Here is a 12,601-nt window from a genome sequence, read left to right on the forward strand (position 1 = left end):
CACCGGTACTGTCCACGCCGCCGTCCCCACGGTGACAAATGCCTGAGAGCCGGCCGGCGGGGGCAAAGGGGGAGGCGAGGGCTGTTGCGCGGACGCGGCAGGCAGGAGCCCTGGGAACGGCACCACGAGAGTGTAAGTGCCTGCATTTGCAAGCGAGACAGTGCTCACGACGAGGAGCACGGCCAGTGTGATTTTCCGAAGCATCCGTGACCCGATTCAATGTGTTTCAGGTCTAGATACCGGCAATCGCGGATATCTTTTAGATGGACAAATCAAGCTTTGCTCTACCCGCGCATCTGGTTGCTATAGGTCGTAAGGTCGCGATACCGTCCGTCTGCGCCCGAAAGGGTACGGAAAACATCGTGGCAGCAACTGCAGTCCATCCTTCTTATCCGGAAGGCTTGGCTGGCAAGGCAGACACCAGGACATCAAATCAAGCCTTCCTGAAAAAGGAGTCAGGCATGCAACGCGAAGCAACGCAGCAAGTGAAAGAAATCGCCCAGAGCATCGGTAAAAACCTCAGAAGCAAGGGAGTGCGTGTCGCGCACTCTCAGGTTCTGCACGCGGTCTCCGCCGCAATTGGGGAGACGGATTGGCATTGCCTTCGGTCGAAAGAGGCAGAGAAGCGGGCAGAAACTGCGCCAGCCGCGCATTTGGAACCCGTCATCATGGAACTCGGACAGGCACCGCTCACACTCGGGCAGCTTAAGGCTCGTGAGTGGCAGGTCGATGTAGTCGTTCCTGTTGCCGTCAGTCAGATGAGCGCGAGTATCGATGTGCTCAACGACCTGCTTTCCTCGGCAATCACGGGCGAAGCGGCGATGCTTGAGGATATTGCCTTCGAAGCTTATTCGCATCCGTACGGGTCGAGTTATGTCGCTTTGCGGGTGACCGCCCGAGTGGGCGAGCCGGAGCATTGGCAGGAGCTGGTTTCTGAAGCGGTGACGCAGGCTGACAAAGAGAACCCGGAGCATTGGGCGTTCTATGTCGACCGAAAGGTTGAGGCGACTTTTCAGCGTCAAGCCTGGGTCAACGATTATGCGGTGGATACGCAGCCGAGCGAGAAGGTCGACGTCACGCGAGAAGTGCTTCGGCACTCCCTTGAGAAGCTCTGCGAGACGAAAGACCACGACTACAGTACCGACTACCTCGTCGACCCCGCCGCGTTGGAGCATTCTGGTCCGTTTTATGTCGAGGCGGAGTGTGCCGTAATGGATTTTTTTGAGGTTGAAGTTCTCTGCGCTATCACACAGGCGATGCTGGATGCGGCCCGTAAGGCGCACCACGTAACACGGTTCTACAGCTAATCTTTATTCACGGCGACCTCAAGGTCGCCGTTTTCCTTTTTCGCGTATCACAGCTTCGTGAATCTCCCATAGCTGTCGCCCGCTCCAGCGCCGCCGTTTCCCTAGTGGCTAGCGGTCATTTGAGGGCACGTGAGCGCACTGTAAAATCACGTTTCTGACGGTGTCATGCGTCTAGCCGAGCAACCGACGCATGGCGGGGGTAATGGTCTGGCGGGCAAGCCAATAATGCTTCCACGGGTCATTGCGCATCAACTTCATGCGCTCGACCGCGCTTTTCATACTCCATTGGTCGCCGCTCTTGACGCTTTTAACCTCGTCCCAGTCGATGGGCATTGAAACCGCGAGGCCGGGGCGGGCGCGCACGGAGAAGGCGGCCGCAGTGCTCTGTGCCTTTCCGTTGCGTAGATAGTCGACGAAGATTTTTCCCACCCGGTTTTTCGGCCCTAGCACCGCAACGAAACGTTCGGGCACGACCTTGGCCAAGTGCTTGGCGACCGAGTGCGAGAACGATTTTACGGTTGTCCAGTCCTGCTTTCCCGTGAGCGGCACGACAACATGAAAGCCTTTACCGCCGCTGGTCTTTATCCAGCTCTGCAGCCCAAGCTCGTCGAGGATGACTTTCGTGAGCAGCGCCGCCTCGCGCATACGCTCCCACGGTAGAGCCGGGTCGGGGTCCAGGTCAAAAATCATCCGGTCTGGGTGCTCAAGGTCCGGTTGGCTCGCATTCCACGTATGAAGCTCGATGGTTCCCATCTGCGCGGCGCCGATGAGTGCGTCTGGGCGATGAATGTTGAGCAGCGGCCCGTGACCCGGAAAGAGCTCTGCGGGCAACTGATTCATGCCAGGAAATGTCATTCCCTCGGCATGTTTCTGAAAGAAAAGCTCGCCATGGATTCCAGTGGGCGCGCGCACCAGCGAGACAGGCCGGTCATCGAGGTGAGGCATCGCCCACTCGGCGATGGATTCGTAATAACGGACAAGGTCGAGCTTCGTCAGGCCGGAGGTTGTGTCGATGCAGCGGCTGGCGTTGGTGACCCGCACGGAACCGACGGTGGCCGGACTCGGCCGTCGTGATTTCGTGTCGACGGCATCCTCAGCGGACTCGGTCGGCGTCTTCTCGTCGGCGGCCGATTCGCGCACGATGGAACTGGCCGGCTTATCGAAACGCAGTCCATGGAATGTAGGCTGCCGCAGAGTGTCAGTGCGCGTCCATTCGAGAAACGAGACCTCCGCCACGAGGGAGGGGTTGAGCCAGTGATAGTCCCGGTCGCGCTCGACCCGGAGGCGTTTCGAAAACGGTGACCTTGTAGTTCGGGCCGCGATGAGCGATTCGCGGATGGGCCGCAAATGGGCGGCTTTGCCCGTCAGTGCGACCGAGCCGACGTACTGAAGGCTGCCGGTGCTGTCGTACAGGCCAAGCAGGAGGCCACGGATATCGCTGGAGGAGCCTGCGAGCGCGCTGAATCCACCGATGACAAACTCCTGGCGTAATCGGCACTTCAGCTTAATCCAGCTGTTCGAGCGCCCTGAGGTATAAGGCGCGTCCGCGCGCTTGCCGACGACCCCCTCCAGCTCCAATTTGTACGCAGAGGCGAGGATGTCCTTTACATCGTGCGGAAAATCCTCGCTGTATCGAAGCTCAGGTGCATCACATTCGGTAAGCAGGTCACGGAGGATGGCGCGCCGCTGCTTCAAGGGAAGCTTGCGCAGGTCTCGCCCGTTCAGAAACAGCAGGTCGAACACGAAGTAGACAACGGGGTCGGTCTTGCGTACGGCCATAGCGTTCTGCAGCGCACCGAAGTCGGGCAGACCCGCATCGTTCAGCATGACCATCTCCCCGTCCAACCAGGCGTTCTCGAGTTCGAGCTGCTTCAGTGCGTGTGCCTGTCGCGGAAGCCGAACAGTCCAGTCGTGCTGGTTGCGGGTGAAAAGGCAGACGTCCCCTCCGTCCAGGCGCGCCATGAAACGATAGCCGTCGAACTTTAGTTCGTAAGTCCACTCGCCGCTCGTCGGCGCACCCGACGCGAGCGTGGCTAACTGAGGGGCAATCGCATCGGGCAACGGCTCCGCCGGGAGGGCAGAACGGTTCTTCGTCTTTCGGACGGGGGTCTTTGCAGCCACTGCGGCCTCCAGCGAGCGGACTAACCTCACTCTACCAAACATCGCGGCCGCGTTCTCCGTCCGTCGTCTCCAGTGAGGGATGCCGTGCTTAGCCGGTCGTGCGCAAAGTGCCTGGCGCGGGGCTCGCGCCAAGGGTGGGCAGACTCGCGTCTTCGCCGAGGTTGCCTCTAGCCGACGGCACGCCTGTATCGCCGCCAGGAAGGATGCAGTTTTACGGCGAAATTAAAAAACCCGCCATCGCTGGCGGGTTTGAAAAATGATGCGGATGAGTTGAAACGGCTGCCGTTAATCGCGGCGATGGATTTCCTCAGGCCACAGCTCAACGGTCTCGCCCGACTCAAACTGCCCGACGTACATCGGCAAGACTTCGAGGTCGTGCTTTGCGTCAGCTTCCGTAATTGCCTTCACAATCCTGAACTGATGGCCGTTCAAATGCTTGTACTGGTCGTACGGTGACTTGTACACATACAAGGTTTCGCCCGGCTGCAATACCTCTTCCGAGGCGTCCTCCTCTGCGGCTTGTGTCGGTTCCTTGAATGCTTCGACAACCCGCGTGGTTACTCGGGCATGCACGTGACGCTTCGGAATTGCAAACGCCTCATCCGGTTGCGTCGGTTGAGCCCAATCCGGAAGCTCATCGGTGCTTTCCAGACCCCAATCCTCAGGGTCGTCAAACGCCTCGCCGTTTGCGTTGAGAAGGCTATCCTCTACGTCCGCCATTTCTGCACGGTTTGCGGCCACTCCACCAATACGCATGTGGGTAATGTGCTGGGTCTTGACGTCAAACACGAAAGCGACCCTCTGCTCGTGATTGCCTGCAAAGATATGGCCCCAGCTTTCCGCAACGAGATAACGGTACTCCGGTTCGAAGTTCGGGTTCTCGCAGTCGGACTCTTCTACCAGCGCCTTGTCAGCGTTGAAATAGACGACGTCCCCCTTCGACCTTTCTCGCAACCGCGCGATAAGGTCATCGAGATGGACCAGTTCCGTCTGAACATGCCCGTCCTCGTGCTTGAGGTAGAAAGAAGCCCAGATGGCGCGGGGAGACACAGTCAGCTCTTCAAAGGCCCTGCGGTAGGATGCTTCACGGGCCCAGCGCACCAGAAATCCCGACTGGAGCACCGCTTCAGCCCGTCCTTTTGAAGCCACTTCCTGTTGTGTCTCGATGATGTGAGCGAGGATGTCCTCGGTCAGCACCAGCTTGGCCCAGCTTGGATAGCCCGGGGTGTACGACGCTCCAACATAACTGGTGTCCAGGTAGACAAAGACCTCCGCGTCCCCCTTCATCAACTCGCGAGCGAGCGTACGATGGGCGGGCGGTGCGTCTGACATTGCCTTGAGCGTTCGAAAATCCGAGTAGCCCAGACCCTGTGCAAGCGCCTCCAGCAAGGCGGTGTTGGGGACGTCGTGACCGGCGCCCGCCAGATACTTCTTCATCGACCATGCCAGCGCCTTCGCGCGTTCTTCGTTGAATTCGACTTGCATAATATGACCTTCCAAGATTAAGCCTGTCGGCCGTTCATAATTGCAGCTGCTCTCGTTACCGCAGTTCCGGCCTCCAGGTCTTCTTGGTAGGTGGAAAAGCGCTTTTAATGTCCTTCAGTCTTGGATTTGCCGTACCGGATTGCTCCGGCGAGAGCGGGAGGGCTAGACTAGCGCCCCGTGAGACGTATAGCGCCCCGTGCGCGCCGTCATTCGCTACACAGCGGTGAGCAGGACAAACTTAACTTAAAAAGGCACATAGGATGGGCATCGATACCAAAGGATTTGTAGCAACGCGCAATAAGGACGTCTTCTTCGCGGCCCATCTGGTCGAACGAGGCCTGAACTCGCTGATGCCCGGACCCATCCAGGTACTTCGAGCCAACAAGGGACTCGAGGAGCCCCGTTTTCAACGCGTAAGCACAGAACTGCTCGCCTCCTCGGGGGGAGTGCGTTTTCGGTTTACGTTCGAAGGGGAGCCTCGCAGCATGCTCATGTACTTCGACACGGACACTGACCGAAAGGAATATGCGGAGCAAAGCCTGAGCTTCATTCTGGGTTGCCACGGCAACAGCGAGCTTTTCATCAAGACGGCGCTGGGGGCACTTACCGCTCTCGGTCCGGTGTACTTCGACTACAACGACGGCGACGAGAGTGGTTTTGAACTACTCGACCTCCCGGCGATGACTTTCCTCGAGGCTTGTCAGCGTCGTCTGGACTTTGCGTCATGCGTAAGTCTTGCGAAGTGGGTAAAGCAGTTCGAGGCGGGTGGCCTGCGCGCGGCGACGCTCGATGAAGCGCTTGGCTTCGACTCAGCCGAGGTGCCCGCGATTCTCGAGATGAGCTACGAGGCTTCGGAGGCACGGCTGGCCGCATTGGGCGCAGCTGTGACGGCGACAACCTCTGCGGGAGACTGAAGGAAAAGAGAAATTGCAGGTTGGCCGGCCCTCGGTAAGCCAGCCTGTTTCGTTATTTAAAAAGCCCGCTCTTGCAGCGGGCTTTTTTGTTGGCAGGTGCCATCAGGGATAACCTTTTTCGAAAAGAGCCCTTCTTTCCAGGCCGTAAAATTCCGTCCTTCAGCGCAGAGATACAAGGCGTGAGAGCCGTGGGCTATTGTGTGGCTTCTGTGCGAACGCGTTTCAATCCGACGACATACGGCGCATGGAGCACACCCTGGTCGAAGGTAACCTCAAAGACCCCCTCGTGCTTCACGGGAAATCCCTCCAGGGTGTCGTATTGCGAGGCAGTGAGGCGCACTGTTCGGGCTGATTCCCCAAAAACCACGGGGTCGGCCGTATCGGTGGCGCGGAGATAATAGTGAATGCTACGCTTGCCGGAGGTGTAGTACAGCTTGCCCGCGTAATGCAGGGTCTGCTGATGCCCCGGCGTCACCGAGTCGACGATGCTGGCGATGCTCAGACTGGTTGCAAAAACGTACAACCAGAAACGTATTCCCCACTGACGAACGAGGGGCGAGACGAACGGACTTTTACGAAGGCAGAACAAAGGAACACCGGCAAGGAGCAGGGTGGTCGGGACGGTCATCAGGAGTGCGGGGAGGATAAGGTCCGTGTAGGACAGTACCCTGAGGCCACCAATACTCAGCTGGAACCACAGGTAGAGATAGACGAGCGACGCAACGCCTGAAAGCATTAACCAGCCTGTCAGGTAATTCTGCACATTCTGGAATGAGTAGGGGGCGGCACCTTCGGGCAGTTCAAAGCGCGGTAGCGCATCAAGCCCCGCTCCAACCCGGTGGGCGGCCTGGAGGTCCGCTGTGAAGCTCGTTTTGTCATGTTTCGCGCGCAGCTCAAAACCGTCGGCGACTGGACGCAGTGTGAATTCTCTCTCACCAAGCAGATATGTCAGGTCCCTCATCAGGTCGGCGTCAGCCTGAATGCGGCGGATGTCGTCCTCGCGCAAGCAGAAGGCTTCAACCTGGTCATTAAGCGCCACGGGTTCGGCCAAAAGGCCTTTTAGAATACCCCCAGCGCTGCCGCTGTCTCCAGTTCTTCGCAAACAGAGTCCACTCCCCTTGGAACAGGGGACTTTCAACCAGAGTATGGAGTCCTTCTCGCCAAGGAGTTCAAACTCCACGTTCTTGTAATGCATTTTCCGCCCGCGTCTGTTTAAGGGCCCTGCGGTGTCAGGGCTCTCTTCAGACGTCTAGCGTCTGCGTGATTTTTTGACAGCGGATTCAGTGGTCAAATTTTCTCAGGCTTGGTTCGGGACGCGCCGCCGAGGGCCAATCAAGGCTCGGGGATTTGGTGTTGGATTGTTGCTTGTGTATCAACAGTTTGTGTTTCACTTAACGCTAAATCATCGTCCGATTGCTTGCTAGACTCCGAGTGAACTCTTATATAAGACCTACCGGGGGAGCAACCATGAGACAAGTCAGCTTCGTCGTCTGTGCCAGGTTCGTGGTGCCGCTTCTGGCGGTCAGCACGAGCACCTTGCCCATCAGCGTTTTTCTCGGCTGGTGGCTGGCGGCGCACCCCGCGTTTTCCTTTGCTGTCCACCCATCGCCGGCCTCCCGGGCGCTCGAGCAATAGGATGAAGGAGGCAGGTCCTGGGCGCCACCGGCTCCAGGGTTCAACGAAGTAGGGGTAGCAACGAAGTAGGCGTAGTTGCCCAACCCCCCCCTCATAAGAAAGAGCCTCCCGTGTGCAACCAGGGAGGCTCCAAATCAATCAACCGCCATAGGCGTCACGTACCAGTCGACGCCTACTCAAAAGCCAGGCGGGCGACGCGCACCGCGTCGGCCCGTTCCCGGTCAAGCAGGGTTTGCCGTCGCTCAAACGAACGGACGACCTTGTAGACCTCTCGCAGATATGCACTTTGGGGATACGCTTCCTCGGTGCGCCCGGCTCGGCCACGCTTGTCCGCTTCGCACGCGAGCACGAAGCACTCGAAGAGCTTCGGCTTGTCCAGAAAGCCGGATTCGCGAATCAAGCTAACGAGGCTCGCGGACTTCAGCACGAAGGCCTGATGCGCGAGCAGGTGATACTGCGACATCACCGCGCCGAGCCACGCCCATTCCTGCGGCAACGAGAACCGCTCTGCCGCCGCAAGCGCAAGGGGGATGCCCCGGCGTTCGTGGTCGATGTGTCGCGGCAGTTCGTGCTTGGGTGTGAGGCCTTTGCCCAGGTCGTGCACGAGTGCCGCCCATCGGACGCGAGGGTCCGTCGAAATGCGCGCCGCCACACCTAGAACGAGCTCGGTATGCAAACCGGTATCGACTTCAGGGTGATGCTCGGGGTTTTGTTCCACGCCCCACAGCGCGTCGAGTTCCGGGAAGTGCTCGGCGACCCACCCCGAAGCACGCAGCTTCAGCAAAATTGCCACAGGGTTGCCGTTTGCCATCCAGTCCAAAACGTTCACGTCTTCCAGCTTGGTGCTCATTTGAAACCTCATCAATTTTTGTGTGCCTAACCCGTCTAGCGAGAGCAGGCGCGAATCCTTCGCGACCGGGGCGCAAAGGCTAAGCGTAATGACTACAGGGGTTGTCCCCTTCACCTCATTCACCTGTCTTCCCTTCATGCCTCTTTCCTGCTGTCGCCCTGACGTCGTACCCCTGGACAAGATTCTCCCGGACGAGCCGCTGCTTATGATGGGCGCGGGACCCGTCCCAATTCCTCAAGCGGTCGCCCATGCGAACTCGCTCGTTATCAACCATCTGGGGCCGACGATGGCGCGCGTCATCGACCAGGTCAAACAGATGGCTCGCTACGTATTCCAGTCCAGTTCGCCGTACATGCTCGGCGTGGCCGGCCCCGGTTCGGCAGCGATGGAGATGGCTGTCTGCAACCTCGTTTCGCCGGGCGACACAGTACTCTCCGTCGTCAACGGCTACTTCAGCGGACGGATGGCTGAGATGGCGCGTCGCGCCGGTGGCAACGTCGTCGAGCAGCTGGTGCCGGCCGGACTCTGCGCGCAACCGGACGATGTTGAGCGAGCGCTCATCGCACACCACCCGAAGGTATTGACCATCGTCCAGGGCGAGACGTCCAACACCACGTGGAACCGCATGTTGCCAGAAATCTGTCGGGTCGCCGCCCAGCACGATTGCCTGGTCATCGTGGACACGGTCTGCACGCTCAGCACCATGCCGCTTGAAATGGACAACTGGGGCGTTGACGCAGTCATCACCGGCGGTCAGAAAGGATTGTCAAGCATCCCCGGCGTGTCTCTGGTCGCCTTTTCAACGCGGGCATTCGAGCATATCAACAACCGGGAGCATGCGCCAGTTCAATGGTGTCTGGACGCGAAGCTGGCGAACGGCTTCTGGAACGAGAGCAAATATCACTACACCGCTCCGACCTCGGGTATCCTTGCTTTACATGAAGCTTTGCGTCTTGTGTGTGCCGAAACGCTCGAGCATCGCTTCGAGCGTCATCTGGTTTGTTCGGAGGCCCTGCAGGCCGGCATCGAGGCGCTCGGACTCGAGCTACTCGTGGCGAAGCCCGCGCGTTTGAACTCGGTCATCGGTATCAAGGTCCCTGAAGGGGTGAATCCGGACCGGGTTCGTCAAGTGATGTCGGACAAGCACCGCGTCGAAATCGCTGGCTCCTTTGGCCTGTCAATTTTGCGCATTGGGCAAATGGGTGAGCAGAGCAGGGCGCACAACCTTTTCCGCACCCTCGATGCGCTGGGTAGCAGCATGCGCGAGTGTGGAGCGAAAGTGGATGTGCCCCATGGCATGTGTGAGCTAGCCCGGCACCTTGCGCAGCGCTCAGGCGCGCTTTAACGCACGTGGCGACGGAGTGGAGTTCTCCGACCTTTTGTGTAAAGGCTAGACCTGCATTGCTGGGCGTGTAAAGGCGAAAGCGCGTTTTGCAAGAATCTAATTACGGGAGGATTACGATGATTGGCTTGTTGTTTGCTGCGGCCGACCTAGGAAAGTTGGCTGGAGAGTTGCTCGTAGACGAAGTGGCCGAGCGTATTGGCGAAGGACTGGTCGCGGGCGCTGTGAAGGGTGCCGCGAGGAGCCTGTCCGGCCTGGGTGCCGCAATCCTCGGAGGTCGTGACCGGCCTAGCGGCGAGCCCGCCCTCGATAAATCTGGCGGGATTAAGGATATTGTCCCCGGCGAAGTTGAACCCAGGGAGTGACCCTCGTCAGCACGGCGGAACCGACGGCTCGGAGGCAGCCGTCGCCGACGTGCAAGGGCGCGATGGTTCGGGCGCTCGCTGAGTTGAAGGAGTCTGTGAAGCCTCCTTCAAGGTGAGTAGCAGGTTTAATTTCGTATCGACAAGGGGGAAAGCGTGAACGCAAAAGAACTCGCGCAGCAACTCAACGACTGCGCGTATCCGTGCAGGCCGCCGAAGGCTCTGATTGAGCAGGCAAAGGCGGCGGGACTCGTCATCGTGTTCGGTTACAGCGACGACGTCATGGAGTTTCGCGGCGCTATCGATGACCAGCTCGACTCTTACGACGGCACAACGGCGTATCTGGACTCAAAAGGCCTGCTTCAGAACGACTGTGGTGACCACCGCTGTCCGCACTTCCAAAGGCTCAAGGAGCAGGCGGTCACGATTGACGCGCTGTGGGAGGGGAGCCGGGATACCGTTGGACGTACCGGACCGATATCGCTCACGAGACGTTTGAGGTGCTGGACGAAGGGGCACCGACCGTCCGAGGTATCGTGTTCGCCCTTGCGGACGTGTCGGGCGCGCAAGCCCGAGGCTGACGGCCGTGCGCCCTCGGCGCAATGTCATCGACGGGCTTTTTTTACGGAAAAGGAGTGAGTGAGGCATGAGCGGAATTTTGAGCAAAGACGATTACGCGGAGCTCTTTCGGGCGGACTACATATCGGCTGGAAAGATAGCGAGGGTACTGAACGACAATGGCAGTGCGAACATGACCGTCTGTCCGGTTTGCCGGATGGATGATTTCACGCACGTGGAAGGCTGCGAAATGTTGCGCTTCGTCGACGATTATCTGAGACCACCCTGCAGCGGGCGCTGACATGTCGGTCGACGAGCTACTGCACCGCCGCTTCACTCACTTCCCGCCGTGCTTCGCCTGCCACCTCTGCATGAAGCCGATTTCGTCGTGCTGGGCGTTGATGATGTTCTTCGCCAGCCGCTTCAGTTCAGGGTCTTTGCCGTATTTCAGTTCTGCCTCCGCCATCTCGATGGCCCTTGGTGATGCGCTGTTGGAAGAGGGGCGCTTCGGGCGTTCAATACCGAAAGTGCGACAATAAGTGGTTTCAGACCACCTTGACGCGGAGCGCGGTCTCGTGGGGGTGTTCGCTACACGCGGTAGTGGACAACAACTGCGAGCAATCGCGAAGGACAAGGACATGGAACACGTTTATAGCCATCTGGGCGCTGCAGAAATTTCCGATTTGGCAGTGAAAATCTTCGCCAACATCGTGCCGATTCTTCCGACAGACGAAGATGACGACCGGACGTACTCCTACGCCGACTCAAAGACCCGTCGGGAGTTTCAGATTCATCGCTCTGAAGAGTTGGACGACGCAAATAAGCCGTGCGCCCGCTTCTTCATGTCCGAGTTTGTGCCGACCGGAGTCGTAATTACCGGGAAAAACAAAAAAGGACATGTGACGCGGTCGGAAGTTGAGCCGGCGATAGCCGAAACGGAGAAGCGCCTGGGACCGAACGGGCTGATGCAGGCACTTGATGAAGCCGGCATCGACACCATGAATCTGGTGCAGATGGGTGGTGGTTACGGCGTGGGCAGCATTTTTCACTCGTCGCTCGAGGGATGTGCAGAGGAAATTGCCAAGTCGCTTGCTGCGAACACCCGCTACCAATACTTCCGTCACCTGACCGACCAGGAAAAGGTCAAGATGGAGCGAAGCGATGCAGTCCAGTCGCACGAGTACTGGAAGTCGGAACGCGCAGCGATGGACCGTGCACTGTCCTCGGAGAAGGGCGTCTTCAAGGGTTGCTTCACAATGTTTGGCTCCGTGAGCGAGGAGTACAAGCGAAAGATTCTCGCTTACCTCAACAATCCAAGCCATGAAGCCTGGCAGGAGATTCGTGGGTACATCGTGACTAATACCGGCACGCTTTGGCAAGCGTGGTGTGCATACAACCCGGAAGCGCCGCGTTCAGGCAACGTCGGCTATCCGTCCAAGGACGAGTTGACGGAAGCCCTCCGCGCATTTGTTCGGGAACGCGATAAGGAAATTTCCGCACGGCTGAAGGAAACCTCTCCGGTCGGACTTCGTGCGGTATAACTCAAAACACGGATACCTTGCGCAAAGGAACCGTTGATTCACGAAGGCTGCTCGCTCTGAGCGGCCTTTTTCTTGCCTTTCGCTGGCGACCCTGCTCAATGCGGCCAGCCGCTCCATCCAGAAAACAGGGTGGTGACGGGACCGGGGGACCTAAAAAGCGAGCGGCTTCTCGTGAGCCGCTCGCCGCTTCGCAAAAGGAAGGTTAGGAAGCTTGATTTGGGAAAGCCTTACCGGAGCCCCAGATGATATTGGCAGCCCCTTGAGCACCGGTAACCGTTCCGCCTCCTCCATAGGTCCAGCCTGTACTACCGGAACCTCCACCTCCGTTGCCGGCGGGTTGATAGATGCCGTTCGAGTTGCAGTGAACGGACGTTCCGGCGGCGCCGCTCGACCCGTTCCCGGCTATCCCCACGCCCCCACCGGTCCCCGGGTTAGAATACCCGGCTGTGTTATACGCACAGTATCCATAGCTGCCTCCGCCACCAC

At 58.8% G+C, this 12,601-nt stretch carries 12 protein-coding genes and 1 pseudogene; 8 read left to right on the forward strand and 5 right to left on the reverse strand.

Features of this window, described 5'->3' with window-relative positions; genetic code table 11:
• Positions 1-263 precede the first annotated feature (263 nt).
• Positions 264-1,307, forward strand: coding sequence for a hypothetical protein (locus F6X40_RS39845; protein ID WP_187631655.1), 1,044 nt, complete (start codon positions 264-266; stop codon positions 1,305-1,307).
• Between the two features lie 171 nt (positions 1,308-1,478).
• On the opposite strand, the gene ligD is transcribed toward F6X40_RS39845, so the two are convergent.
• Positions 1,479-3,428 carry a DNA ligase D gene (gene ligD, locus F6X40_RS39850; protein ID WP_316251891.1) on the reverse strand — a complete coding sequence of 650 codons (1,950 nt, stop codon included), beginning with the start codon at positions 3,426-3,428 and terminating at the stop codon, positions 1,479-1,481.
• A 285-nt stretch (positions 3,429-3,713) separates the two neighbouring features.
• On the reverse strand, positions 3,714-4,913 hold the full coding sequence (locus tag F6X40_RS39855) for a hypothetical protein (protein WP_187631656.1): 1,200 nt from the start codon (positions 4,911-4,913) through the stop codon (positions 3,714-3,716).
• 260 nt (positions 4,914-5,173) lie between these two features.
• Here F6X40_RS39855 and F6X40_RS39860 point away from each other — a divergent pair, with 260 nt between their 5' ends.
• Positions 5,174-5,827 carry a hypothetical protein gene (locus F6X40_RS39860; RefSeq protein ID WP_187631657.1) on the forward strand — a complete coding sequence of 218 codons (654 nt, stop codon included), beginning with the start codon at positions 5,174-5,176 and terminating at the stop codon, positions 5,825-5,827.
• A 193-nt stretch (positions 5,828-6,020) separates the two neighbouring features.
• On the opposite strand, the gene F6X40_RS39865 is transcribed toward F6X40_RS39860, so the two are convergent.
• Complete coding sequence (locus tag F6X40_RS39865; protein WP_187631658.1) at positions 6,021-7,022, reverse strand: hypothetical protein; 1,002 nt, start codon at positions 7,020-7,022, stop codon at positions 6,021-6,023.
• A gap of 272 nt (positions 7,023-7,294) precedes the next feature.
• Here F6X40_RS39865 and F6X40_RS39870 point away from each other — a divergent pair, with 272 nt between their 5' ends.
• Positions 7,295-7,462: a hypothetical protein gene (locus F6X40_RS39870; RefSeq protein ID WP_187631659.1), complete on the forward strand. Its 168-nt coding sequence runs from the start codon at positions 7,295-7,297 to the stop codon at positions 7,460-7,462.
• Positions 7,463-7,634: 172 nt separating this feature from the next.
• Here the strand turns inward: F6X40_RS39870 and F6X40_RS39875 are convergent, their stop codons facing one another.
• Positions 7,635-8,450 carry an HD domain-containing protein gene (locus F6X40_RS39875; RefSeq protein ID WP_187631660.1) on the reverse strand — a complete coding sequence of 272 codons (816 nt, stop codon included), beginning with the start codon at positions 8,448-8,450 and terminating at the stop codon, positions 7,635-7,637.
• Between F6X40_RS39875 and F6X40_RS39880 the strand changes: the two genes are divergently transcribed.
• The 4 genes from F6X40_RS39880 to F6X40_RS39895 all read left to right on the forward strand — a co-directional run bounded on the left by F6X40_RS39880 (position 8,449) and on the right by F6X40_RS39895 (position 10,875).
• Positions 8,449-9,657: a pyridoxal-phosphate-dependent aminotransferase family protein gene (locus tag F6X40_RS39880; RefSeq protein WP_187631661.1), complete on the forward strand. Its 1,209-nt coding sequence runs from the start codon at positions 8,449-8,451 to the stop codon at positions 9,655-9,657. The genes F6X40_RS39875 and F6X40_RS39880 overlap by 2 nt on opposite strands.
• 116 nt (positions 9,658-9,773) lie before the next feature.
• Positions 9,774-10,019: a hypothetical protein gene (locus F6X40_RS39885; RefSeq protein ID WP_187631662.1), complete on the forward strand. Its 246-nt coding sequence runs from the start codon at positions 9,774-9,776 to the stop codon at positions 10,017-10,019.
• A gap of 153 nt (positions 10,020-10,172) precedes the next feature.
• Positions 10,173-10,655: a hypothetical protein gene (locus tag F6X40_RS39890; protein WP_222946299.1), complete on the forward strand. Its 483-nt coding sequence runs from the start codon at positions 10,173-10,175 to the stop codon at positions 10,653-10,655.
• Between the two features lie 7 nt (positions 10,656-10,662).
• The gene (locus F6X40_RS39895; RefSeq protein ID WP_187631663.1) at positions 10,663-10,875 is read left to right on the forward strand and encodes a hypothetical protein; all 213 of its coding nucleotides are present in this window, start codon (positions 10,663-10,665) and stop codon (positions 10,873-10,875) included.
• A 36-nt stretch (positions 10,876-10,911) separates the two neighbouring features.
• On the opposite strand, the pseudogene F6X40_RS39900 reads toward F6X40_RS39895, so the two are convergent.
• Positions 10,912-11,049 (reverse strand): annotated as a pseudogene (locus F6X40_RS39900) (DUF305 domain-containing protein); the annotation flags it as partial.
• A 163-nt stretch (positions 11,050-11,212) separates the two neighbouring features.
• On the opposite strand from F6X40_RS39900, the gene F6X40_RS39905 reads away from it, so the two are divergent.
• On the forward strand, positions 11,213-12,115 hold the full coding sequence (locus tag F6X40_RS39905; RefSeq protein ID WP_187631664.1) for a hypothetical protein: 903 nt from the start codon (positions 11,213-11,215) through the stop codon (positions 12,113-12,115).
• The last annotated feature ends 486 nt before the right edge of the window (positions 12,116-12,601 follow it).

Source organism: Paraburkholderia sp. UCT31 (assembly GCF_014397655.1).
Classification (GTDB): Bacteria; Pseudomonadota; Gammaproteobacteria; order Burkholderiales; family Burkholderiaceae; genus Paraburkholderia; species Paraburkholderia tuberum.